The sequence below is a fragment of the Pedobacter sp. MR2016-19 genome (assembly GCF_014947265.1).
In the GTDB taxonomy this organism is placed as follows: Bacteria; Bacteroidota; Bacteroidia; order Sphingobacteriales; family Sphingobacteriaceae; genus Pedobacter.
This window is the reverse complement of the sequence record NZ_JADCNK010000030.1, coordinates 1-24,655: the sequence shown is the minus strand read 5'-3', so window position 1 is coordinate 24,655 and position 24,655 is coordinate 1. Positions and strand designations below refer to the sequence as shown.

Genomic DNA, 24,655 nt, shown 5'->3' with positions numbered 1-24,655 from the left:
GCAAGCATAACGCAGATCTGAACTTGCGGTTTTTACACGCCACAATGTTATCATATATATACACCAAACGGAACAACAGCACCCAGAAATGCAGGCTAATCGTTACCAAAGCGCACATGGAAATGAAACAGACGCAAACAGGCTGCGTCCGTACATTCTTTTTGATCACCGTGTTGGATATCTGCCAATGTATTTAATCATTTAAAAATGGATAATCGACATAACCATGCGCCCCACCCCCAAACATGGTAGCCCTGTCCGGTTCGTTGAGTGTTGCCTCTTTTTCAAATCGTTTTGGCAGATCTGGGTTGGCCAGGAATAGATGGATATATAGTCGGGATCTGAAAATGCCATTTTTTTTACCGTAATCATTTAAAAGCGATTTCCCTGCCTGTTGCCCCAAGTATTACTATTTTCTTTTTCATCTTTGTATTTTTTAATTGTTGTTTATAATTGACTATGCAAATATGCTACGATCAAAAAACGGAAACTTGTATCAGATCACTGTTTTGGCCCGGAGCATTTTAATGTAGCTACCTTTATCATAAAAAAATATAGATGAACGAACTTGAAAGTTATATCCACCACCATTTCGGCATTAGTCCGGATGACTGTCAAAAAGTGAGCGGATTATTTAAACCGGAGGTGATTGAAAAGGGAAACTATTTCTTAAGAGCAGGTAAATTCTGCAATAAACTTAGTTTTATAGAAAGTGGTATTTTAAGAGTTTTTGTAAAGCTGCCAGAAAAAGAAGTTACTCAATGGATAGGAACTGCCGGTTATTTCATCACGGATCTCCAAGGCTTCATGTTCAGGAATACCTCTCGATTTGAGATCCAGGCACTCACACCAACGCGTTTGTTTACGATCGATTACGAAGCGTACTTAACGATGGGAAGACTGGTGCCCAAATGGCATGAATTTGAAAAACTGTTTACGGGTAAATGTTTTGTAATGATGGAGAACCGAATCATGGACCTCATTTCCCTGACCGCCGAAGACCGTTATCAAAAACTCTTCGAGCACAACCGTGAACTTTTTAATCAGGTACCGCTTCAATACCTGGCCTCTATGCTCGGCATGACACCTGAAACTTTTAGCCGGATACGGAGGAAAATGCTTTCTTGATTTTTGTCAAGAGCTTACCCATTGTTTCACACATACATTTGAGCTAACAAAAATCATTGTCATGAATCAGCAAAAAGTGATGGATTTCACCATCAGAATTGAAGAAGCAGCCATAACTGCAATAGCTATTTATTTCTTAACGAAATATAATCTAGGATTATCGGTTTGGCTGTGGGTATTGCTATTTTTTGCGCCTGATCTTTCTATGATCGGTTACCTGGTGAATACCCGCGTAGGCGCTTTCACCTATAACTTATTTCATCATCGTGCAGTAGCAATAGTTCTGCTGGCAGCTGGTTTTGCGATGCACATAGATGTACTTACCTCCATAGGATTACTACTAGTTGCACATTCATCTTTTGACCGTATGCTGGGTTATGGTCTGAAATTTCCAGATGATTTCAAACATACAAGTTTGGGCTGGACAGGAAAATAAATTTCTCAATTTTAACAACGCTTTTTGCAAATAATAAATAGTTATTTTAAATTTACGTAACTGATTACGTAAATAATAACACACTAAGTTTATGTAACGGCTGGCATCAAGTTAATAGGTAGGCGGCGAAAGTGCATTGGTTGAAATGGAAGTCCAACCTTTCTGGCTACTCAAACTACTGACATTGTGCTGTTCATCACGCAAACAACCGCAGGTTATTTTGACGGCGGCATGTATAGTGGGAATTTGCATTCCTGATCAGGCAATATGCTAAAACCAGAACAGCAATCTGTTACAAGCTTTCCTACTCATAAAATTGGATCTTAAATAAGGTTACGGTGAATTGTTAAAAGTTTCAATAGCAATTAATATATTCTAAGGTATGCCAGATAAAAAAGAATCCAACGACCCCTTTCTGCCAAAAACAAGTAGCCAGCAAGCCCTGGACTTATAGCTATTCACCATATACCAAATTGTTGGGAGGGGCAAATAATGTTTTATTTTGCAATTAACTATAGATAACGATCAGGCTTTTCTAAACTATTAATTTTTACTCCAATCAGATGGTAGCCATTTATTTTGGTCGGAACCAATTATAATGGGAGCGCGGGTAACACTGTACATATCATAAGAAGGGTGCTTCATAAATTCTTCTAAGCCTACAGCCTCAATGGTCTCTTCCTCTTCTTTATATATTGGATATAATGCTACCAGATTAATATTTCTATCTTCGATTTTAATATTCTCGTAATCTTCTGATTCAAGTATTGATGGGGCAAATACAAAAAAAGAAGTCATTTTAGACTCTTCTGATATCTGATTGCCAAAATGTATCACTTCGCCATATTCGAAATTATGTTCTTCAATAAGCTCGGCCCCTATAAAAGCGAGTGCTTTTCCCCAGTTCATATCGGTAGATTGCACCGTTAACATCAGTTCCGGGCGCCCTTCAGTCCATTCCGGATTGTTAAATTCTGACACTCCGAATGTGATAGACGTAATATAATCCTGTTCAGGTACATTTTCATAGTTAAACGAGGCCACAGGTGGACAACTTTTAACAGTTGAGTCAAATGCAAATATTTCCGGATCCTGAAGAAATATTCTTTCTATATATTCCCTGAAATCTTGTAGTCTTCCCTGGCTGTTATCCATTTTTATATTTTTCAAAAAGATTTAATTGTTCTTCGTTTTCATCTTCTAAAGCCAGCGAATAAGGACTGTGGCTTACCCCCATTGGTTGCTTTTTTTTGCCGACTAGAATTTCGCCAACTTTGTTTTTAGTATATGCATCCGCGCCATGTTTTAACAACAATTCTATAATTTCCAAATTATTGGTATAACAGGCAGACCATAATGCATTATTGCCAAAGCCATCTCTAATATTGAGGTCGGGTTTGTACTTCAAAAAGAGTTTGAGCATGTCAAGCTGCTCATCAAGCGCGGCGGACTGTACAACAGTTTTAAATTTTTCAGTTTTGTATCTATAATTTAAATCTGCATGATTTTTAAGCAGGAGTTCAGCCATTTCCAGATCATTTTCCGATTGGGCCCATGATAAAGCGGTCATTCCGGTATCATGCTCAAAATTGACATCTGCACCATCCTTAATCAGGGTGTTCACTTTATTAAAATCCCTTTTTTCAACAGCATCTAAAAATTGTTCTTCCATATATAAGTTTATTTATTCGTGCATATGACTCATATTGCCTACTGGGTCTTCTGGCACGTAATTCTTGTGATCTCCGTGTTTGTCCAATAACTCTTTCCAGGTAATTTTTCCGTCCTTATAATCTTTAACAGTCTTGCTCCATTTACTGTCTTTGGTATGCCCCATATGCCACTGATCAAATCTGTTTTTCTTTTTATTCCACTTTAGCGTTTTACCTGTATTTGGACATTTAACTTTTCCATTACCTTTTTTTAATGCCTTATCCCAGACCTTCTGAACCTGGCCCTTCCTGTATTTAGGCCGGTATCCCTTTTCCAGCATTTCCGTCCGGATTTTTTTTATGGCGTCCTCAGTAAGATTTTTTAAGCATATCCGGCCATTATGAACTAAAATCCTCTGCTTACCTACATGAAAAGTTTCATAGTCTTCTACCTCAAAGTTATAAACTTTTATCTTTTTTCTGCCGCTCAATAAATCCATAGCATCCGGCGCGCTGCTACTGGAAAAATCTATTTCCTGATCATCATAGTCCTCGTTTTCTATTACATAATCAACACTTTTTATCTTTTCCTCAGTACCATCGAAAAGCATTACCATATCGCCAGGCTCAAGTGCACCGGCATCTACCCATTCTCCCTTGCTATAAAAAGGATGGGTTGGAGTGGTATCGATCGTTTCACCATTTACGGTAAGTCTTACTAAAATATCTGTTTCACTTTCTATTATTCTAGTCACTTTTTTAAGTGCATAGTCCTTTTTGTTCTCGCTCCACGCCCAGATTTCTTCTCCTGGAATTATCTCTTCGATATTTTTTAATGCGTCCTTAACAGCAATGGGAGTGCCTGCTGGAAAACATGCAAACACACATAATTTACCTTTTGTAAGGCTTCTTACGCTGAGTTTTTCGAGTTGTCTTGCCGTTTGTTTTGCCGCAGCCTCTAAAGCCTCTTTACTTAGCTTTTTTGCTACCTGCCTGGCTCCAGCCTTAATGGCTTGTTTAATGCCTACTTTAGCCACCGTACTACCTGCAAGTGAGGCACCTCCGGTAAAGGGAGCACCGGCAACACCAACAACATCCAGCGCAAGAAAACCAACATCTAATAATGCCATTCCCCAATTCCCTTCACTAACATTCTTTACCAAACTAACAATGGGGCCAATCACTGGTACACAGTCAACAACAAATTCCCCTGCTTTTTGCCACCAAGGTTTATTTTTCTCCTTTTGTTCCGCTTCAAAGTTTTTCTTAACCCCATCCCGCATTTCGTTTAATTCAGATTCTTCTTCGGGAGATAGAGGTACTTGCCCACTGGTTAAGAATTCTATTTTACCACCGATACCACAAGTCATGCAACTCTGACCTATAAGCGTTTGGGCGCTTTTTACCTTTACCGGATAAGTATCCTGCCACTCGGTACTCACCGGAACGCAAGGCTTTTGCGTTTTTTTACAAACAACGAATGAAGGTATATTTGTGATTGGAATTTTATCGTTATTGGTTGATACTAAACAACTATTAATTTTTGTTGTTTGGTTATATGTAGGCGTAAACAATCCTGGCGCACCACCGTTTGTGCACTGCATCATTGCTTTTTTTGTTATATACTCCAATCCTTCCATAACGATTACGTAATATCTGTGTCTGAAGAATTTATCCTGACGGTTGAAGTCCCATTCATTTTAACATCGGTTCCATTAATTTTAGTTATGGTACTCCCTATTAAGCTGGCTATGGCAGATGTACTCTGTAAGCTTACATCTGTTTTACCGGTAATGGCCACACCCATAGTAGTGGCATCGATAGTAATACCTTCGGTATCCGCTGTAGCTGCAATTGTTTTCTTTGCACTAATGTTAATGGTACCTTCACCACCACCTTCTTCGGCAGGCTGTGCATTAACGGCAATGCTGTTGCTGGCGTTCACAACAAAATCTTTAGTGTTTATAGTGAATGAATTGGGTGCAGTGAGGGTAATGGTTCCATCGCCATGCATCACCAGTACATTTCCGCTAGGGTCTTTTACCGTAGCGCTGCCTGTGCTGTCATCGAGTATAACTGCACACCCACTCCTTGTTGTAAGGCTTTTGGTTTTATTGGTCTCGCCACCACCAGCCCCGATTTTGCCGTGGTACATGCTGCCCATTACGAATGGCCGGTTAGGATCATTGTACCTGAAACCGATCAGCACCTGGTCACCAGTTTCCGGTACAAATGCAAAGCCCCTGTTCTTGCTCACCTTGTCACTACTTCCCGCATCAGGAGTCAGTACCCTGATCCACTCGGTTTTATCAGTTCCTGTTTGCCAAAGCATCTGCACTTTTACACGGCCCATGCCCTTGGGATCGTTATTGTCAACCACCTTAGCAATCTGGCTTTCGGCTATCGGGGTCTTAATATTGTATACGGGTATAATATCGGCCCCTGCATCTATACCGTAAAAATGGTTTTTATATTCGTTGTTCGATTGGATCTCGTGCGTAACCGAGAGCACCAGGTAACTTCCCTCATCCTGTTCTATAAAATTTAATTCTTCGCGCTTCGAATTGGTGATCTTAACAATACGGCCCAAAGCAACCTCTGGATTATCACCCACGGCATTAATACCAACCAGATCATTTGAAACGGCTGCCTTTTTTACCTTGAGGATATCATCCAGTTCTTTCTGCGAAGTGATGCGATTGCGCAACGGTGTATTGTTTTCTCCGCTAAAAGTTTCCTGTGACTGCTGGATGGCAAAAATACTGTGCTCCGACAAGCTGCCGTTATCCGGTTTTGCCGTACCACTGAATACCTCGTCGTTTTCTGAATTATAGGAATAGTTTGAAAAATTAAGGTGGGCCACTCTCATGGAAAAGTCCATCTGTTCTATATCGCGGCCATAAACCAACTGGGTTTCTTCAATTTTGTCGGGCATCCCAAAGCACAACTGCTCTCCGTTGTAATAAAACCATTCGCCATACAATGCCGAAATCCGGTTTATAAAATCAAAATTACTTTCTTTGTACTGGGTAAAATATCCAAGACTTGTATTGCGGTTTACATTGATCTTTACGTTAACGCCTCCGGTCTTTAATACCTTAGAGGTTATACCCTCTATATCCAGCTGGTTAAATGACCGCATAAGTGCACCGCCATCCAGCTTAATAGTTTGGCTATAGCCGCTTAGCACATATCCTCCGCTCTGTCCATGCGTCTTTATCACGCTTATTTTGGTTACCAGGCCTTTGAACTTGTTTGCCGATTGGCCTATTGCAGAAAAAAGCTCGATCGTGATATCCTTGCCTATCCAGTTTCTTGACTGGTAAACATCAAATGCTCCTGCAAGGCCAAGATCGAACAGACTTAAGTGCAGTTCGAAATCGTGGTGATTGTTAAATGATTGGGCCAGTTTAAGATAGGTAAAATGGCTTATTTTTTCGCCATCTACAAATATTTCTGCCCTTACCTTATTTGCTGTAGACATGTTTTTTAGTTTAGATGAATGATTTGAGGTTAACTTAGCATCTCAATATAAAGCCAACACCAGCCTCAAAACTAATATTGCGAAGAGATGGCGGGAACTCCTTACTCTTTAGGTAGGTTATAATCTGCTCATTAAGCTCTTTTATTTGAGCTTTGTTTAATGAGCATTCTATTTCTTCTCTTATTTTTTCTATTTTAACGGCCTTACCCAAACTATCTATTGAAATAGAATAGCCCATTAATAAGCGGTTACAATTTTCACAATCATCGATAACTTTATATTTCTTAAAACAGGGGCCAATGCAATTGTGCATTACCTCCATCCTTATTTTCTCCCAATCATTAGTTTGAATGTCGTTTAACTTAACAATATTTACCATATCTTTCTTTTTTGAAGTTTGCAAAGTATCGGGTTGGTTTACTTTTTTTACAGACTGATTCCCCGTACAGGATAAAACAGTGACCAATAACAAGAGAAGAAAAATTTTCATGTTTTATTATTTATTATTGTGAAAAATAAGGGTTCCCGGTATCTCTTTCCATATTCTTTTTCTTAATATCCGTTTCATATTTATACATCGTTTTAATAATATCTTCCATGCTTTTACCTTCTAACAAGCTTTTTAGTATAGGTTCGGCATCTGCATAAACACTCTGGTTTGTTCCAAAAAAAACCAGATTATCTCTTGATTTAATATTGCCATGTTCTGTTTTTACTAAACCAAACTTACTCTTCTTATCCTTTATAGACCATTTCCCTCTAATCTCATCAATATAATCAATGGATGAGCAGGCATTAAAAAACCACACCTGGTACAAATCTTCCTTAAAAAGGTTCTTTTTTGTAATATTTTCTAAATCGTTATCTTTTCTGGATTCGATCCCTTTGAGATACTTGGTTCTTAACGATTTATCATGTGGAGATTGCTGCAGTTTAAGTTGCTTATTAGCGTGAGCCACGGTATTTAATCCAATGATAAAGTTTTCTTTATTGGAATGATTGTCATCAAAATCTGGCCCTATACCAACACGGGCATGACCAGAATAAATCACAATCTCTTTTGTTGCCAAAAAAGACCCAAATGTTTGAGCCGGATTTTTCTTATATGAACTGGTTAGATAGACATAAATATCAATGTTTACAGGTGCTTTTCCTTTTATTAGAATAAATGGTTTTCGGGTAGAAAAAGTATCGTAATTATCTCCTGTTTTTTTGATAAACTTATGTTGATTTAATAGTATTACTATTTTATTTAATTCATTGGTAATATCGGGCTTTTCACCAGCAAATTCATAACCAATACCGATAGCAATATCCAACCGCTTATCACGAAGCAGTTTTGCATAATCAATCCTTCCCATAATTAGATGATCTATGAGGTAGAAATGCAATTACATTCCTACCTCAAATATAAAAATTTAAGCTTTTGGCCAGTCGTTCGTATGCTCGGCGTTACCCAGCTTTAGTTTTCGGGCAGATACCACAAAACTTAAGGTCATCGGGGTATTGTCATTAACCGCGATCCCCTCGTTATACTGGATGATGTAACCATCTTCGAAAGACAATTCCTTCATCTTAGCATCTTCTTCTCCTTTTTTGAAGATAATGGTACCGGCCTGTGGTTTGTACTGGTTATTGACCATTGACTCGATCACTGAAGTATCTTCAGTTGATTCGATTTCAATGTGGATAGTTCCACCATAAACACCTGAAGACGGACGGCCTTTTGCGTCAACATCGCGGTTTAATGAAAAACTGCACTGTAGGACATCAAACTCTTTTGAGCCCAATGTTAATCTGGTTTTAAATGCCATTGTAGTAAGTTTAAATGTTTTGAAATGAATGAATTGCGGTGGGCGGTTGGCGTGGAGCGAAGAGCACGGTACTTAGTGTTAAGCATTTTAGCCCCTAAACCTTCAACCTTCCTACCCTCAACCTTAGACTAGGCTTTTGGCCAGTCGTTAAGATGCTCGGCGTTTCCTAATTTAAGCTTGCGTGCTGAAATCTGGAACTTGAGTGTCATAGGGTGATCGCCCACAATGTTGATTCCTTCGGAATATTTAACAATGTAGCCGTCCTGAAATTCTACTTCTTTCATTTTGGCATCTTCCTCTGTTTTTTTGATCAGAAGGGTTCCTGTAATGGGTTTGTACTGATTGTTTACCATCGCCTCAATAATGGAGGTGTCTTCGGTTGATTCGATCTCGATATCGATGGTACCGCCGTAAACTCCGGAAGAGGGTCTTCCTTTAGCATCAACATCGCGGTTTAATGAATAGGCACAGTGAAGCACATCGTACTCCTTGCCTGAAAAATTTAATCTAGCTTTGAAAGCCATAAGTTTAAAATTTAAAAGGTTTGAAAATGGATTGTCTATACAGCATCCGCTGCGTTAGGACGCCAACAAAAATCAAACCAATATTTTACCTATATCCCTCATTACCAAACCAAAAGATAGAATGTGGAATTCAAAAAACTGCAATCCTGATTATTCAATGGCTGTTTTTAACTCTTTTTAAAAGAATTTATCAACATACAACTAAGTAGTTTTACACAGTAAAAATATATGAACTGGTGCATAGTATGCTGACTGCTAATCAGTACAGCAATGTATCGCCTGAGTTAATATTTCAGTAGCTTTGTAAAGAGCACAACAGAGATAACTGTTTACGCAGAATAGCCCAGAGCCTAATGACTTCGTACCACTGAACCAAGTAACCAGCAAGCCCGTGATTTATAGCCAATTTCACCATACATTAAATAAATCGGTAGCAATAGCTCAAGTCTTCGGCGACACTAAAGAAGTTCCGGCATCCATCATAAAAAGTATGTCTTATGGATGCATAAAAATATTAAGGGGGATTTTGAGCACTTTCACTGTCCCGGAAAAATCTTCAACTACTCATAAACAACGTTGTAGAGGCTTTGAGGAGCAGAAACAACTTTCAAATGTAGATGAGTTAGTTGAAATGGAAAGTCCAACCTTTCTGGCTACTCAAACCACTGATATTGTGCTGTTCATCACGCAGACAACCGCAGGTCATTTTAACGGCGGCATGTATAGTGGAAATTTGCATCCCTGATCAGGCAAATACGCTCCAAACCAGAACAGCAATCTGTTACAAGCTTTCCCGCTCATATAATGGATCCTAAAATAAGGTTACAATTTACAACAAACCGAAAAAGTATCTAGCTGATCTATTATTAACTGTTATAAAGCGTGGGCTGCCTGTATTAACCACAAAATAGATGCAAACCATCAATATCATCCTTTTGTGGCTAGATTTCTAGTGAGATAAATTTTGAACTTTGATATTGAAAAGTTTACTTTAGAGAACATTACGGTTTCTTCTATAACGAAGGACTTAAACCAAATAAATGATTATTGAGCGTTTTGAATGTGAAATTTTAAGGGCAAGCAGGATCAGGCTTTACCAGTTAATGGAAACAACTAATTCCGAAATATTATTTAAAATTCCAGAAGGTTTTAACAATAATATAATTTGGCAAATTGGTCATTGCATCACTTCTCAACAGCGGCATATGTACATGCGTAGCGGATTACCAATGTATATCACTAAAGAATTTATGGAGCCCTTCAAAATTGGATCGTCCCCACGTACCTGGAAAATTACTCCAGATGTTAATGAGGTGAAACGGTTACTGATTGAAACAGTTAACCAACTTGAATTAGATCTGGAATCTGGATTATTTATCAACTATGAACCCTTTGAGTTACCTATCGGATTCCAAGTAAAAAATCATATCCAGGCATTGCAAGCCGCTAACTATCACGAAGCAGAGCACAGTAGGAAAATTTTCACCTATTTGAAATTGCTATCGGGGATGAATTACAGCCATGAAGAACCACATCTAAAAATCAGGCAAACCACTGCAATGTTTACAAAGCACACAGCATGATGAAACTTAGAAAACTCAGACAACCATTAAACAAAAAAAACGCTTAAAATAAAGTTAAACAAAAAACATTGTTCAAACCACTTTTAAGCCACATTATATATCTACAAAGTGATGAATACATTATTATCCACAAATAAAAATTAATAAAAAATGGGAATTTCTTCCAAATTGTCCGTTTTTACACCGTTTTCTAAATTAATAAGCAATCTATTTTACAGAGACATTCAAGTTTACTGGCTGAGTTTAATCTTCTCCTTTCGTCAAAGACTCTTGAATAAGAAATATTTTATTAAAATCCATTAATCGGTAGAACCGTAGTACGCCAAGACATATTAAATTGGTGTTGGTTGGATTATTAAATGCCCTATAAGTCCAAAACAAATCAAGACAATTACTGAACATGAGTGTTCTTCCAATAGTTTCTATAAAAAGGGAAGAATTTTCAATTCTCCCTTCAAGTGCACTTGTAGGGACTTCAGTTGAATAATTAATTCCATTACTTACCTTTGTTCAATACAGTAGAATCTAAGCAAAAAAAGCCTATTACATAATAAAGATAAATTTTTAGTCTTTCATGCTGTCAATAAAAGACAAAAAATAGATGTATATTGAACATCTCATATTGGCAAATTCGCCAAAAGAATAAAGAGTGCCAAAATTCAGCGATCCAAATCGAACCCCGTACAGTTGATATGAATTCTTTCAAAAGCACAAAATAACGTGATATAGTGTTTCTTTAAAGCAAAAGTATTTACAAGGAAAATTTAAACAAAAATAACTGTTTTGAATTTACTTGTTTTTTCCTGAATAGCTACACTAAATACTTTTTGTTCAGTATTTAATGTACTGGTAAAATCTATTCCAAAAGAATACAGAGATGAGAAGTTCTAAAATTTACGTTTTTATCGTAATCCATAATTGTAGAGATCTTTTCCCAATTCGCTAAGCTCAAAACCAGCGCTCCACGAGCTGTAAGAGTATCCAAGTCCACTTGCAATTACCATTGCTTCCATGTCTAATTTCAATGGAAAATCTTCTCTGCTATTCTCTGGAATTTCAAAGTTGTGCTGTGATAACTCTTCCAAAAAAGCAAATATTTTAGGATGGGCTGAATTAAGGCATGTGGAAAGATGATTGAAATGCCCCCAGTCATATGTCCCTTCAACATAAGATGCAAAAAGCTTTGCCAGGATTTTTGATTTTTCGACCTGAAGAAATGCGTCATTATAAACAATTAGACTTTCAGTTATTTTCTCTCTGTATTTCTTATCATTGTGAAAATCATTTTTGAATTCAATGAGTTTCTCCTCACTTATAGTACGGGAATGATACTCTCTTAGAAAAGTCATAAATTTCTTGGTAAAATGAAACTCTTTTATGCCCGCACCTATCTTGTAAATTGCATAAATAGATTTCACAAACGGGATTTCCTTAAGAATACCGGTTTCTAAAAAACTATCCAGCGAAAGCTCAGCATAGTCTACTGATAGGTCTATAGTGGTTGATATTATTTCGTTTGAAGCAGGCCCTATGAGACCTCTAGATTCTTCGTTGTTATACATAATTTGTTTTGTTTAAAGTTGTGACAATATAAAAGAGAAATGCTCGGGCTTTTCATTTTCATAAATTCATTTGGAGAGTAGTAGTTGTTATCCATAACCTTCGTTAACTTGTTTGGTATAGATCAAATATCACCAATTAGAACCGAAAATCTACAATTACGAAATCCTTAAAGAAAATCAGAGGACGATGAATCATTATCTATAAAAGATCCAATTCGACCAAATTACATTTAGCATCTACACAGTTATCTACCTGACAGATAAAAATTTACTTGAAATTATTAGGAAAAATCATTTCTAATTTATTAAATTACCTTAACTAAATTAGCTCACTCTTAAAATGAAAAAACTCCTTTACACGTTGTGTTTGGTGACCGGTATACAGATGAAGCCTTTCAAGAGACTATGATGTCCAGTTAACTCAAATAGAGGAAAAAAATAAATCTATAAACGATCAACAAATCACCATTACTACATTGCAAAATTCAAATTCTGACCAGGAAAACAATCTTCAAGCAGAAAGATCAAACTACAGAAGTTTAAAAGATTCTAATGAACAACTTAAGACTGATCTACATGTAACAGAAACTCTATTAAATTCGAAGAAAAAAGATGTCGAATTATTTAATGAGAATATTGACAACTTATTGAAAGTACTGCTGAATCCTAAAATTTTAGCCACAATAACTGATGATCCAATTCCCAAAGCAGTTGCACAAAAAATTAAAGAGTTAAAGGATGTTGGAGAATGAACAAATTTTATAAAGTATGTAAGATTTGAACAAGACGGAGGAAGTGTAAGTTCGTCAATATTAACTCGTATACAAGGATTGGGTATTGCTGATAAGGATAACCGTGAGCATATGACTCCTCTTAGAAGATACTTGACAGCTTACACCCAAGTAGTATCTTAAGAGTGAGGTAAAAATCCTCTTCAATTCACGTTCAATTGTTGATAAAATGATGGTAAAGTATTAAATAAATTGACTAGACCGTTCACTAAAACAGCCATAAAATCGCTAAATTGATGATCTTCACAGATTTAAATTGTCATAAAAAAGTCACATAAAAAATTTTATGTTATCAAATTTCATCGAATTTACAAGTCACTAAATCACTTCTGATAAAAGAAGTGACCTTTTAAGGCTACATCATTGATATCATCGCGATCGTTCCTCCTAGGCGCCAAATTTAGGCTCATTTGAAATTTTATACATGTACTATGCAATACAAATTGTTTCTACCACAGTTATCTTCACTGCCATGGTTATTACTTCAAGCATCACTATCTTCGTTACTATGATCATTACTATAATTAGCGAAAATGGTATAACTTTGGAGTCTATCTAATTAACGCTCGAGACATTCTTCTCCAAGAGGATGTCTATTATTAACAATGTATAAAGAAAGTATTCTATGACAACCATAACTCATGACCAAGAATTCGACAGGCTATTCGAATTTTCTAAGGTAATTGAAGATTGGCAGTCTTCAAGGAGATCTATCAAAAAATATTCAGGTCTAGTTGGACTATCATTATCACTACCATTTCAATTAATAGGAGCTGGCTTGATAATAAGAAAAAATTATAAAAAGCTAGATACAATTTTAGAATCACTTATTGCACATTTTAATGAAGCTGATGAACGCGGCAAGATGAAGTTAGAGGCTAGGTTCATAAAAGTTAATAAAGCCCTTGAGCTGAAATTAGTGCCTGTTATCTCCATATTAAAAAAGACTAAATTTCCGTTTTGTAAGTTCTTTTTAAAATCTATAATGGGTTACCTAAATCGAGTTAATCATACTGCCTCTGTAATGACATCCATTGTTTATCCTGAGAGACAGGACCCCTCTCTTAATCAGGATTCTTTTGACAGGTTAAAAAAAGCATATCAAAACTCCGATCTATCAGATTGGAAGAATGAAAAAAATTCTATTTACGATTCTCTCTACACCAATAATGCCTGCGTATAAGAGAGGAGACGTTTTATTAGTTTATTTTCCATTTCAAGATAATCCGAATGAATCGAAAAAGAGGCCAGCGGTTCTTTTAGAAGATGCTATTGACGACCACCTTGTTGTTAAGTGTACCAAAACGGATAAATCTAAATATGGCCCCTGCATTTTCATAGATAAGGGAACAAAGAACTATAATGAGATGGGCTTATGGGAGCCAACATACATCAGCATCGGAGAGACAGTAGAGTTAACTAAATATGAAATACATAGCTATCTTGGGGAATGCCCTGAAGAACTCATTGATAAAATAAACGAACTTTATCAAGAATATAAGAAGGACAATTGATGTACTTTTTTATTTACCTAAAAACATATCTTTTGGATATGTTTTTATTGTTATCTTTTCGTATATGGAAATCGTTACGCAATCTATTTGTGTATTTCGGTGAAAGTGACCCCTCTGTTTCGGGCCAAACTGGCCACCAATTTGATTACCGGATGATGCACATCTAAGTTCCTTTCCCCCTTGAACAAATATACACTTCGGATCCAAATCCATTTTCCTCAGGACTTTTCGGTTTAATCCATCTTACTGCCGGATTTATCTTCAATTCAGACTTCCTAACGATCAAAACCCATTCGCAGGTACTGGAAGGATTAAAAAAACACCATAACCCCTTCAAAACAGCGAAGTGACCATAGTCCAACCCGAATTGTAGATATGCTCCCAGGAGCCTTTATTTTATGCAGAAATTGAAAATTATTCCCGAAAGCCAGCCGTGAAAAAAGCTGATTGAAAGATCAGAATGGCCAGTTTGATTCGGAACAGGTGGTCACTTTAAAGCGAAATGGGGTGACAGTTTAAATGCGGAACGGGCGGCCATTTTTACCGAAATGCCCAACTTGATTACAAAAATAGGCGTATCAATAAACTTTATTTCTCGTTTATGAGTTATCATAATCTTTGACATTCCAAGTTCCATCCTTTTTTGTTGCTCGGGTCTTATTAAGGCTTTAAAGGTAGACATTCAGTAAACTTTTGGTAAACATTTGTATTGAGTCACACAAAAATGCTTGTTTTTTTGGAAATAAAAAAAGCCGATCTAAGTTAATAAATCGGCTTTTAATGGTGGAGAATATCGGATTCGAACCGATCACCTCTTCACTGCCAGCGAAGCGCTCTAGCCAAATGAGCTAATCCCCCAAAATTTAAATATTCAATAACCAAAGTGAGAATAACCAAATCAATTATTGAAAACAAGCTTCCGGCTTGAGCAGCAAAAATAGCAAATACTTTCTCGAATGCAAATGATAATTTATCTTTTTAATTAATCTTTAATTTTAACAGCAAACAATGCCATTAAACAGATTACACCAAATGCCGATTGCATAGGATAATTGATGAATAAAAAAAGCACAAATGTGGCAATGAGCAACATTACAAAAAACATAATGGCCTTAAAAGCCGTATCCATATAACACATGGCTACAATAGCCAAAAGGTAAAACGGAACAGTAACGGCAATTATAAACATCACCCGAAAATAAATTTCTAATATTAACCGGGTATTAAATCCCCTTTAGATTTTATTCATTCAAGGCTTAGATTAGCCATACGCATTAACTTCTTTGCGGTTTAACAGCGCCTGATAGCAGTCTACAAACTGGGCAACGTTAAATCCATCCATCAAAGCATGGTTTACATGTATAGAAACCGACATTATTTTTCTTTCATTTTCATCTCTAAGCTTGCCAAAAGATATTTTAGGACAGCTATCCTGGTAAGCATAATTTCGGGCATGCGATAAAGAAGTAAAATTTAACCAGGCCAGTGCAGAATAATGGATTACATTTTCGCCTGATGAGGAAGGGATTAAACCCGTGCTGGCCTGTACTTTTTCAATCTCCTGATTGGCTGCTGTTCTAAAATCTTCAAAATCCTGATAGAAATCCATATAACCAAACCCAAAAGTGCCGTTTGGCCGGTTAATGGTAGCCGCAGCATTTACGGTATCGTATTTCCAAACTTCACCATCTATAATGCGGTAGCTAAAAGGCTCTACCTGATTGGCGGCTACCAGCGATTTGTGCAGGTAAAGGAGGAAAAAAGAAATATTATTTTCTTTTGCCTCTTCATAGGTAGCGGTACAATCTACCTCTACGGTTACGCCGAAAAAAGGTTCTTCAAAGGCGCTAAAAAATTTAAAATGATCTTTTCTGATCCAGGTATTGATATCTATTTTTTCTTTCATTCAATTAATTTTGGTAAAACCTCAGATAGACTTTCCATCTGGTAAAAATTTACATGTTCAATGGTATGATCAATGTGTTCATGCACCCATGTAGTGTGAAAAGGGATGTGAACAGCATGTCCGCCAATATTCAGTACCGGTAAAACATCCGATTTTAAGGAATTGCCCAACATTAAAAATTCTTCAGGTTTACAATCCAGGTGTTTGAGCAGTTTTTGATAATCGCTTTCCTGTTTATCACTCATAATTTCGATATGGTGAAAATAATGATCCAGTCCTGATTTGGTCAGTTTTCGTTGCTGATCAAGCAAATCGCCTTTGGTAGCCACTACCAGTTTATATTTTCCATGTAAGGCTTTCAGTACCTCTTCTACCCCATCAAGCAGTTCTACCGGTTTATTGAGCATTTCCTGCCCGAGTGCTATTGCCCTGCTAATCACAACAGGGTCTATTTTACCTGCTGTGATCCTTAAAACGGTTTCGATCATACTCAATACAAAACCTTTAATTCCATAACCATAAAGGGGTAAATTGGCTATTTCTGTTTTGTAAAGCTCTGACAGGATGCTGTGCCGGGGCATAAAACCTTCCAAAAGACCTGCAAACTGCTCTTCCGTTTCGCGGAAATAGGGTTCATTTACCCAAAGGGTATCATCAGCATCAAAAGCAATTACAGTAATTTGATTTTTCATGGTTATGCTTACTTTAGCACCACAAAAGTAAAGCAACCATTACCTTTAAAAAAGGACATTTGTCTCGACTAAATAAATATGCTACGTACCAATCTTACTTTCCTGTCATTTATTGAACATTTTTGCGCCGAAAATAAAGAAGAGGCCATTACGCTTAAAAACTTTAAAGCAGGGTATAGATTTATTGAGCAGGGCGAAAAAATCAGCAACATTTACATCATTAAAGATGGGATTAGCAAATGTTTTATTTCTGAAGAAAACGGTAAAGATTTTATTATCGAATTTTTGGGTAAGGGCGAAGTGGTTGGCGAATTAGAAGCTATAAAAAAGATCAATTGTTTGTGCAATGTAGCCGCAATAAGTGAGGTTACCGCCTATGTTATACCTGATCATCTTTTCCTTTCGTTGATTAATAAAAGTAGTGAGTTCACTACTATCTTACTCCAGGAATTGTCTACCAGAATTATCCAAACCAGTACGCGGGCATCCTTCCAACAGTTATATACTTTGGAATATGCGCTTTTAAAATTGCTTAAATTGCAGGCTGATGAGCATATTTCCATTTCAAAAGAAGACATGGCGGCCTACCTGGGTATCTCTGTAAGAAGCTTTAACAGAAGCCTGAAACAGGTAATCGCTAAGGGTGGTTTTGACACACCTGAATTTAAAAACATCCTGCAGCTAACAAGTATGAAAAAACTGCTGGAAAGATTAAGATAATCTATTATTATCGCTCAAAAGCTATTTTAAAATCAACCGTGTGTTTTCATGATCTGTTTAAGTCATTGAAATTTTCCAACTTTTTGCCTATCGTGTACACACATCTTCTGGTTTGGGTTTTTTGCTCCTTTTGCTAAGCAACTTTAATACAACACAGATTTTACCGAAGAACGCCGTCAATCCCAAGGGCCGGAGAAATCAAAAAAACGGTTGCAGGAAAGAACAAATAGCATTGCCAAACCTAAAACGCAGTGGTTTTGTGTTCATAACGATGATTTAATTTTAAAAAATTATTGAACACAAAACGAAGTGCCACCGTTTTTTTGATGCGTGTAGGGTTGTGTAAAAGGCCCATTGCTGGATTGACAAAGCGCTTTGGGTACTTTGGCGCTCCAAAGTACCATGCCACCGCGGCATAGAGCGGAAAATTTCAATATTTACGTTAGAGCTAGCCAGGAAATATGCTAAAATAAATCCGATAGCTCGGATCAGCAGAACGATCGCCTTAGAGAGGGGCTAAACACAATAGGCCTATTTGCTGGAAATAATTCTTGCCTGCAATATAAAACCTGAAATTAATTCAATCGCAGCTTTCCCCTATCGCCACAGGTCAGCGTGAAGGCGCTAACATTCAAAACCTGTACTACACCTCTCAACAATTTCTACCTTGCGTTTCCTTCCTCAATAGCTAACAAATCAGCAAACATTTCAGGATAAAGTTTGTTAGAACAATCTATAAAAGAAAATCTGTATGGCCGATTTATTTCAATCTGAATACAACAATCACAGATGAAGAATGCTGCCGGAATCAGGAAATCTTTGTTAATTTTATATCCGCATAAACAACAGTTTAACATAATTTATAGATCCAAAAAGGCTATTTAAATCACAAATATGAATGTAGAAGACGTTTTTAAGAACAACGAAAAATGGATCGCCGATAAACTGGCTATCAATCCTGATTACTTTACTGAACTATCAAAAGGCCAGAGTCCCGAGTTTTTATATATCGGATGTTCAGATAGCCGTGTTACAGCAGAAGATTTAATGGGCATACAACCAGGTCAGGCTTTTGTACACCGGAATGTAGCCAACCTGGTAAACAACGTAGATTTAAACGTAATGACGGTTTTAAACTATGCTGTGCGCCATTTGAAAGTGAACCATATTGTGGTTTGCGGTCACTACAACTGCGGTGGGGTTAAAGCGGCAATGCAACCTGCCGATATGGGCATACTCAATCCATGGTTAAGAAATATCCGGGATGTTTACCGCATTCATAAAGACGAGTTAAATGCCATTGAGGATGAGGGTGCACGTTACAACAGACTGGTGGAGCTGAATGTTCAGGAACAATGCGTGAACCTGTTAAAAACCGCGGCAGTGCAGGAAGCAATTACCAACCGTGGGATAACGGTACATGGCTGGGTTTTCGATATCCATACAGGTAAATTAATCGACCTTAAAATCGATTTCGAAGCCATTTTGAAAGATATTAAGGAGATTTATAATCTTTACTAGTTCAGCGGTTGAGCGTTTGGCGTTCGAAACGCATAGAAACCATCCAGGCTTTCAAAATAAGACAAGAAGTCAAGTTTTAAAAACTTGACTTCTTTAAATATAAATCCCAAACTGTCGACTCAGGACTAAAGACTCCTGACTAAGGACTAACCTACCGTCCCATCCAACCGCCATCAACGGTCAAGATTGTTCCATGTACATAATCGCTTGCCGGTGAGGCCAGGAATATTGTTGGTCCTTTAAAATCTTCTGGTGTTCCCCATCTTCCGGCAGGGATGCGCGATAAAATAGAAGTGCTTCTATCCTGATCTTCGCGTAAAGCAGAAGTATTATCGGTTGCGATATATCCAGGCGCTATCGCATTTACATTTACACCCTTTGAGGCCCACTCATTTGCAAAGGCCTTGGTTAAAGAGGCAATTGCACCTTTACTGGCGGCATAACCAGGAACGGTAATGCCACCCTGGAATGATAGTAATGAGGCCGTGAAAATTACTTTTCCGCGTCCTCTGGCAATCATTTCTCTGCCAATTTCGCGTGTTAAAATAAACGGTGCCGTTTGGTTTACCGCAATTACTTCATCCCAGTATTCATCCGAATGTTCGGCAATTGGCTGACGTAAAATCGTTCCGGCGTTATTTACCAAAATATCGATAACAGGATGATCTGCTTTTACCTGGGCCGCAAAAGCCAGGGTCTTTTCGCGTTTAGCAAAATCGCACTGGTAAGCATAAAATTTTCTACCCAGCGCTAAAATTTCTTTTTCAACGGTACTGCCCTGAAGTTCGAGACTTGCAGAAACACCGATAATATCGGCACCTGCTTCGGCCAAAGCTAAAGCCATAGCTTTCCCTATTCCTCTTTTACAGCCGGTAACTAATGCAGTTTTACCTACTAAATTAAATATGTCAGACATGTTTTTTCTAAAGTTCTATTTTAAAGATCGCTCCATTTCGCTGTACTCCAGTGGAGACGAAATGAATTATTTCAGTTCGTTAATGGCACAGTGATCCATATCGCCATAATCTAAGTTTTCGCCGGCCATTCCCCAAATAAAAGTATAGTTGCTTGTACCTGCTCCTGAATGAATAGACCAGTTTGGCGAAATTACCGCCTGATCGCTCTGCATCCAGATATGACGGGTTTCTTGCGGCTGGCCCATAAAGTGACAAACACTCTGCCCTTTTGGAACTTCGAAATAGAAATAGGCTTCCATCCTTCTATCGTGCGTATGTGCTGGCATGGTATTCCAAACACTGCCCGATTTTAACTCTGTCATACCCATTTGCAACTGGCAGGTTGGCAATACACTGTTTACCAATAATTTATTGATGATCCTGTGGTTAGCAGTTTCTGGTGTACCCAATTCTACAATCTCCGCTTCAGCTTTGCTTACCTTTTTAGTAGGGTAAGTATGATGCGCAGGGGCAGAATTGATGTATAATTTCGCAGCCTCGCCTGGTGTAGCAGACTCAAAAAACACTTCTTTTGTACCTTTACCAATGTATAAAGCTTCTTTATAATCCAGTTCGTATTTTTCGCCGTCAGCAGTAACAATAGCTTTTCCGCCAACATTAATAATCCCCAGTTCCCTACGTTCTAAAAAGTAGGTCGCTTTTAAATCATCAGGGTTTGGAAGTGCTATTTTCTGATCAGCTGGCATTGCACCACCAACAATATACCTATCAAAATGAGATAAGGTTAGGTTTACCTGGTTGGCCTCAAATACGTTTTCAATTAAGAAATTTTCCCGCAAAGCTGCGGTATCCATTTGTTTAACTTCTTTAGGGCTTTGAGCGTAACGGCTTTCGAATTTATTCATTGGTTAAAAATTGAGTTTTGAGATCAGGACCTGAACTCATAACAGATCCTATGGCAAATATATTTATACGATATTTATTATTGGTATTAATACTCAACTTTATAATCCTTTTTTATGGTTTGTCTGCTCCAGGCTTTTAAATTGGTTCAGGGTGCGGCTGCACCTGTTCAGAATTATTAGCGACAGATACACTTAACATTAAAAAGCCGGCAAACATCAATTTTCGCAGTTTTTGCACAACCCCCTGTTCATAAACCCGGTAGTAGCGTGCATCCCGATTTTTCCATCGGGATAAAGCGAATAACGGGGCTGCTGTTGCCGAAGAAATAAGAACACTCATTTTCAGCTAAAAACAATAAACTTAACTTAAGCTTTGGGATAACCTGATACAAAAACTAATTGCCAACTCGGTAGGTTTTAATGACTGAGTTTACCAACAACACTTAACCCGTACCTATTCTGCTAAGCTGTTGATCGAAATGCTTATTCATCATACGCTGATAAACCTGTTCTGCAAGCACATACAATAAATCTGCCTTCTCAAACAGGCGTAACACGTCTGCTTCGCTGATTGTGTAATTGTTTTCGTAGCGCACAGCCAGATAAGCCTCATCAAGCAAATGCAACAGGCCAACCTCTTCTTCCCTATCATTAAATAACTCGGAAAGTGGCTTTACATAAGGTTTAATATACAATTGATGAACTTTAATGCGGTGTGTTTTTTTATCCTTTCCCATTACCAGAGTTTCAATGGCCCCATACATCAAATCGAAAACCTGATGTAACATAAAAGCGCAGTATGCTAAATCTTGCTGTTTAAAATAGAATGTTGCGCCCGATAAAAATTTATTGGCCTTATCAATTCCGTGCTGATACGTAGTGCTCACCTGATCTGCAACAAGTTCTGGTGAGACCCCGTTTAGAAAATTTCCGGAAATACTGAATAAACAATTTTGAGCGGTGGTGGCATAGTAAAAAAACAAACTTCCCTGCAGTAATGCCTGCTCCACCTCGTGTACATGGAAAACCCGGTAACTCAATTCCACCTGCCCGTTAAATACAATATTTAATACCGGCGTTAATTCGTTTAAAATACGCACGTTTTTAAACGAAACCATAATCAGCATTTCTTGCGCTGCCTTACCAGCCAAAAAGTTATTATGGAGATAAATATACTGAGCAGGTACCGCAGCCGTAATGCCCTTTAATAAACGCACTATGCTTTCATCTTTTAGCGCATCATGACCCAGGTTTAAAGATTTACTCCACATAATAACCCCCTTCATCATTTTCAATTAATGCAGGAGTATTGATCATTACAAAAAAAGCTTCCATAATCATCATCATGCTTTCATACTGCTCAAACAAAAATTCCTTATCCATTAGTTTAATGCTGCTCCTGGTACTGAAAGCAGCATACAGCCACTCTAAAAGCCCTAAACGCAGCCGTTTAATTTTTTCGGGAATAAAAAAGGACTCCACAAACAGGTAAGGATTTTCTATATGTACTGCCGCCAGCGTATTCACCTCGCACAGTTCTTTGTGGTAGGCATCGCTGTTTATAAATTGCTCTTGAGCAGCGGGCAAACCCTCGGCGCCCTGATAAGTTAGTTTTTTAGCCGTGATTAAATAACCCGCATTAAGCAGTTTTGTAAATTGGTTGTAGAAGAAAAAATAATCGGCCACATCGCTCACACATTGCTCTTCTGCCAGGGCAGCTTTGTACCAGTTTTTTAAATAAGCTTTATGCCCGGCGAGGTTATCCAGGCTAAAGAAAAATTCAATCACTTTAAATGGATCGTTAAATAATTCCTGTTCGAAAGCCAAAGGCGATGTACTTTCGAATATGGCCATATGGTAGTAGCGATCGATCTTCTTGAAACTATTTCTGGTAATAATCCTCTCGTGGATGAGCCAGCAAGCCTCCAGCATTTTTTTGGTATTTTCGTAAAACGCCGCAACATACTGATCCCAATCCAGATCGAGGTTATTTTCCAATGCGGCCAACAGCCATTCTTTGTAAACCAGTTTATAGGTATCTGATTGGAAAAACAGGAAAATATCAAGAAAGGTAAGTTTTGGATTTTGCATTTCTCCGCTGCTTAACAATTTCGGATAGTAATCAAGCAGTACCGTTTCGCGTTCCACACCACATTCATCAGCCCCAATCGCTTTCACAAATGCGGTATCGGTTTCAATGTGGTTAAAAATTAAATCCGAATAATCGAAAAGCGGCACCAGTTTTTCGTAAAAAACCAACAGCTGTGCCGGGTGCTTTTGTGGCGAAAAATCAAACTCGTTCTGTGGAGGGATTAACCAGTTTTTTAAAAAATTTAAATGGTAGCTTACGCCATTTGAAGAAAAAAAGCTTTCAATTGCACCAATAAATGCCACAGTTTCTTTTTTAAAATTTAAGTTCCCTTCCATAGTGTATATTTTTTAAATGATTATATTAGCTAACGAATTTAGCAATATATATATAGTTAAACTATAATTAATTCAAAAAACTTATCAACATTTCTTATGAATGAAAATCAGCGCTTAAAAAAGTTAATGGAATTACTGCATTTTAAGACTCAAAAGGATTTTGCTGCTGCATTGAATATTCAACAAGGTTCTTTATCAGATATTTTAAGAGAAAGGGTCAACGTATCTAATGCTATTAAAGATAGGTTAGAAATGAAATTCGACGTCAATTTAACCTGGCTGGAAGATGGAATTGGCGAACCTTTTTTCAAAAAGAAACCAGCCGTTGGCGAAAGTAAAGAGGGTGTTCCTTATTTTGACATGAGCCTATCTGATGCGAAAGACCGCATCGTAGAAGAGCATCGGGCAGAATACCTGGTAAATTATCTCCCTTTTAACGATTGCACGGCCTACTTGCCGGTTTATGGCGATAGCATGTATCCTCAATATGCCGCAGGCGAAATTATAGCGATAAAAGAAATTACCAATTACGAAATTTTACAATGGGGAGAAGCTTATGTGGTAATGACGGATGAAGATAGTAACAGTCTGCGTACCATAAAACTAATTTTTCAGCATACTGATGATACCAAACTAATCCTCCGTTCTTCAAATCCAAATTTTAAAGGCGATACCGTAATCAGCAAAAAAAACATCCAGGCACTTTACCTTATAAAAGGCAAAATTACCAGGAATATTATTTAGGTAAAGTAGTTTTCAGTTCGAGTCTGTATTCAAAAATGTCATCCTGAGGGTTAACTTATTTTATAAAAATCAATATAAGTTGACAGATGGATAAAGAAGGTGAATGGCCTCGAAGTATCGTCATTTCGACCGCAGTTAAGAAATCTTTTAAATTTGATTTCAATAACTTAGTACAAAGATCTCTCCACTTCGCGTTGCTCCGGTCGAGATGACGACTTTTCTATTGGAGTCTGTCAATGGTAGCTTGTTGAAGGACCTGGTTTGAATATCTTGCAAGGCGTTTCGATACTTCGTTAAGCTCAGTACAGGCTAAGCTCAACGTGACAAATCCGCAG

26 protein-coding genes and 1 tRNA gene are annotated in these 24,655 nt (G+C 37.6%); 10 read left to right on the top strand and 17 right to left on the bottom strand.

Features of this window, described 5'->3' with window-relative positions; all coding sequences use genetic code 11:
• Window positions 1-558: 558 nt before the first annotated feature.
• Together IM793_RS23455 and IM793_RS23450 are read left to right on the top strand one after the other, a co-directional pair.
• Window positions 559-1,128 (top strand): Crp/Fnr family transcriptional regulator, encoded by a 570-nt coding sequence (locus IM793_RS23455; RefSeq protein WP_193425745.1) that lies wholly within the window; start codon window positions 559-561, stop codon window positions 1,126-1,128.
• Window positions 1,129-1,189: 61 nt separating this feature from the next.
• Window positions 1,190-1,564 (top strand): DUF4260 domain-containing protein, encoded by a 375-nt coding sequence (locus IM793_RS23450; protein ID WP_227256367.1) that lies wholly within the window; start codon window positions 1,190-1,192, stop codon window positions 1,562-1,564.
• Window positions 1,565-2,107: 543 nt separating this feature from the next.
• Here IM793_RS23450 and IM793_RS23445 read toward each other — a convergent pair.
• From IM793_RS23445 to tssD (IM793_RS23410), 8 genes are all read right to left on the bottom strand, one after another.
• On the bottom strand, window positions 2,108-2,719 hold the full coding sequence (locus IM793_RS23445) for a suppressor of fused domain protein (protein WP_193425743.1): 612 nt from the start codon (window positions 2,717-2,719) through the stop codon (window positions 2,108-2,110).
• Window positions 2,712-3,236 carry an ankyrin repeat domain-containing protein gene (locus IM793_RS23440; protein WP_193425741.1) on the bottom strand — a complete coding sequence of 175 codons (525 nt, stop codon included), beginning with the start codon at window positions 3,234-3,236 and terminating at the stop codon, window positions 2,712-2,714. The genes IM793_RS23445 and IM793_RS23440 overlap by 8 nt, the downstream gene beginning before the upstream one ends.
• Before the next feature lie 12 nt (window positions 3,237-3,248).
• Complete coding sequence (locus tag IM793_RS23435; RefSeq protein ID WP_193425739.1) at window positions 3,249-4,823, bottom strand: GH-E family nuclease; 1,575 nt, start codon at window positions 4,821-4,823, stop codon at window positions 3,249-3,251.
• Window positions 4,824-4,861: 38 nt separating this feature from the next.
• On the bottom strand, window positions 4,862-6,700 hold the full coding sequence (locus tag IM793_RS23430; protein WP_193425737.1) for a type VI secretion system Vgr family protein: 1,839 nt from the start codon (window positions 6,698-6,700) through the stop codon (window positions 4,862-4,864).
• 34 nt (window positions 6,701-6,734) lie between these two features.
• Window positions 6,735-7,190 carry a hypothetical protein gene (locus IM793_RS23425; RefSeq protein ID WP_193425735.1) on the bottom strand — a complete coding sequence of 152 codons (456 nt, stop codon included), beginning with the start codon at window positions 7,188-7,190 and terminating at the stop codon, window positions 6,735-6,737.
• A 13-nt stretch (window positions 7,191-7,203) separates the two neighbouring features.
• On the bottom strand, window positions 7,204-8,061 hold the full coding sequence (locus IM793_RS23420) for a hypothetical protein (protein WP_193425733.1): 858 nt from the start codon (window positions 8,059-8,061) through the stop codon (window positions 7,204-7,206).
• A 57-nt stretch (window positions 8,062-8,118) separates the two neighbouring features.
• The gene (tssD, locus tag IM793_RS23415) at window positions 8,119-8,514 is read right to left on the bottom strand and encodes a type VI secretion system tube protein TssD (protein ID WP_121288056.1); all 396 of its coding nucleotides are present in this window, start codon (window positions 8,512-8,514) and stop codon (window positions 8,119-8,121) included.
• Window positions 8,515-8,642: 128 nt separating this feature from the next.
• Window positions 8,643-9,038 (bottom strand): type VI secretion system tube protein TssD, encoded by a 396-nt coding sequence (tssD, locus tag IM793_RS23410; RefSeq protein ID WP_193425731.1) that lies wholly within the window; start codon window positions 9,036-9,038, stop codon window positions 8,643-8,645.
• Window positions 9,039-9,564: 526 nt separating this feature from the next.
• Between tssD (IM793_RS23410) and IM793_RS23405 the strand changes: the two genes are divergently transcribed.
• Together IM793_RS23405 and IM793_RS23400 are read left to right on the top strand one after the other, a co-directional pair.
• Entirely contained in the window at window positions 9,565-9,783 is a 219-nt protein-coding gene (locus tag IM793_RS23405; protein ID WP_193425729.1) for a hypothetical protein, read from the top strand.
• 295 nt (window positions 9,784-10,078) lie between these two features.
• The gene (locus tag IM793_RS23400; protein WP_193425726.1) at window positions 10,079-10,621 is read left to right on the top strand and encodes a DinB family protein; all 543 of its coding nucleotides are present in this window, start codon (window positions 10,079-10,081) and stop codon (window positions 10,619-10,621) included.
• A gap of 902 nt (window positions 10,622-11,523) precedes the next feature.
• Here IM793_RS23400 and IM793_RS23395 read toward each other — a convergent pair.
• On the bottom strand, window positions 11,524-12,183 hold the full coding sequence (locus IM793_RS23395) for a hypothetical protein (protein WP_193425724.1): 660 nt from the start codon (window positions 12,181-12,183) through the stop codon (window positions 11,524-11,526).
• A gap of 476 nt (window positions 12,184-12,659) precedes the next feature.
• On the opposite strand from IM793_RS23395, the gene IM793_RS23390 reads away from it, so the two are divergent.
• From IM793_RS23390 to IM793_RS23380, 3 genes are all read left to right on the top strand, one after another.
• Window positions 12,660-12,935, top strand: coding sequence for a hypothetical protein (locus IM793_RS23390; RefSeq protein ID WP_193425722.1), 276 nt, complete (start codon window positions 12,660-12,662; stop codon window positions 12,933-12,935).
• 664 nt (window positions 12,936-13,599) lie between these two features.
• Window positions 13,600-14,157, top strand: a complete 558-nt coding sequence (locus tag IM793_RS23385) for a hypothetical protein (protein ID WP_193425720.1) — start codon at window positions 13,600-13,602, stop codon at window positions 14,155-14,157.
• Window positions 14,144-14,488: a type II toxin-antitoxin system PemK/MazF family toxin gene (locus tag IM793_RS23380; protein ID WP_193425718.1), complete on the top strand. Its 345-nt coding sequence runs from the start codon at window positions 14,144-14,146 to the stop codon at window positions 14,486-14,488. Before IM793_RS23385 ends, IM793_RS23380 begins: the two co-directional genes overlap by 14 nt.
• 781 nt (window positions 14,489-15,269) lie before the next feature.
• Here IM793_RS23380 and IM793_RS23375 read toward each other — a convergent pair.
• The 4 genes from IM793_RS23375 to IM793_RS23360 all read right to left on the bottom strand — a co-directional run bounded on the left by IM793_RS23375 (window position 15,270) and on the right by IM793_RS23360 (window position 17,086).
• Window positions 15,270-15,346 (bottom strand) — tRNA-Ala (locus tag IM793_RS23375).
• Window positions 15,347-15,470: 124 nt separating this feature from the next.
• Window positions 15,471-15,677 (bottom strand): hypothetical protein, encoded by a 207-nt coding sequence (locus IM793_RS23370; protein WP_193425716.1) that lies wholly within the window; start codon window positions 15,675-15,677, stop codon window positions 15,471-15,473.
• Between the two features lie 72 nt (window positions 15,678-15,749).
• Complete coding sequence (locus tag IM793_RS23365) at window positions 15,750-16,394, bottom strand: chloramphenicol acetyltransferase (protein ID WP_193425714.1); 645 nt, start codon at window positions 16,392-16,394, stop codon at window positions 15,750-15,752.
• Window positions 16,391-17,086 carry an HAD family hydrolase gene (locus IM793_RS23360; protein WP_193425712.1) on the bottom strand — a complete coding sequence of 232 codons (696 nt, stop codon included), beginning with the start codon at window positions 17,084-17,086 and terminating at the stop codon, window positions 16,391-16,393. The genes IM793_RS23365 and IM793_RS23360 overlap by 4 nt, the downstream gene beginning before the upstream one ends.
• Window positions 17,087-17,164: 78 nt before the next feature.
• Between IM793_RS23360 and IM793_RS23355 the strand changes: the two genes are divergently transcribed.
• Both IM793_RS23355 and IM793_RS23350 read left to right on the top strand, forming a co-directional pair.
• Window positions 17,165-17,806, top strand: a complete 642-nt coding sequence (locus tag IM793_RS23355) for a Crp/Fnr family transcriptional regulator (protein ID WP_193425710.1) — start codon at window positions 17,165-17,167, stop codon at window positions 17,804-17,806.
• A gap of 894 nt (window positions 17,807-18,700) precedes the next feature.
• Window positions 18,701-19,327: a carbonic anhydrase gene (locus IM793_RS23350; protein ID WP_132403240.1), complete on the top strand. Its 627-nt coding sequence runs from the start codon at window positions 18,701-18,703 to the stop codon at window positions 19,325-19,327.
• Between the two features lie 151 nt (window positions 19,328-19,478).
• Here the strand turns inward: IM793_RS23350 and IM793_RS23345 are convergent, their stop codons facing one another.
• The 4 genes from IM793_RS23345 to IM793_RS23330 all read right to left on the bottom strand — a co-directional run bounded on the left by IM793_RS23345 (window position 19,479) and on the right by IM793_RS23330 (window position 23,576).
• On the bottom strand, window positions 19,479-20,243 hold the full coding sequence (locus IM793_RS23345) for an SDR family NAD(P)-dependent oxidoreductase (RefSeq protein ID WP_193425708.1): 765 nt from the start codon (window positions 20,241-20,243) through the stop codon (window positions 19,479-19,481).
• Window positions 20,244-20,309: 66 nt separating this feature from the next.
• Entirely contained in the window at window positions 20,310-21,149 is an 840-nt protein-coding gene (gene kduI, locus IM793_RS23340; protein ID WP_193425706.1) for a 5-dehydro-4-deoxy-D-glucuronate isomerase, read from the bottom strand.
• Between the two features lie 443 nt (window positions 21,150-21,592).
• On the bottom strand, window positions 21,593-22,438 hold the full coding sequence (locus IM793_RS23335) for a HEPN domain-containing protein (RefSeq protein ID WP_193425704.1): 846 nt from the start codon (window positions 22,436-22,438) through the stop codon (window positions 21,593-21,595).
• Window positions 22,410-23,576, bottom strand: coding sequence for a hypothetical protein (locus tag IM793_RS23330; RefSeq protein ID WP_193425702.1), 1,167 nt, complete (start codon window positions 23,574-23,576; stop codon window positions 22,410-22,412). Before IM793_RS23330 ends, IM793_RS23335 begins: the two co-directional genes overlap by 29 nt.
• Before the next feature lie 126 nt (window positions 23,577-23,702).
• On the opposite strand from IM793_RS23330, the gene IM793_RS23325 reads away from it, so the two are divergent.
• Window positions 23,703-24,320 (top strand): XRE family transcriptional regulator, encoded by a 618-nt coding sequence (locus IM793_RS23325; protein WP_193425700.1) that lies wholly within the window; start codon window positions 23,703-23,705, stop codon window positions 24,318-24,320.
• The last annotated feature ends 335 nt before the right edge of the window (window positions 24,321-24,655 follow it).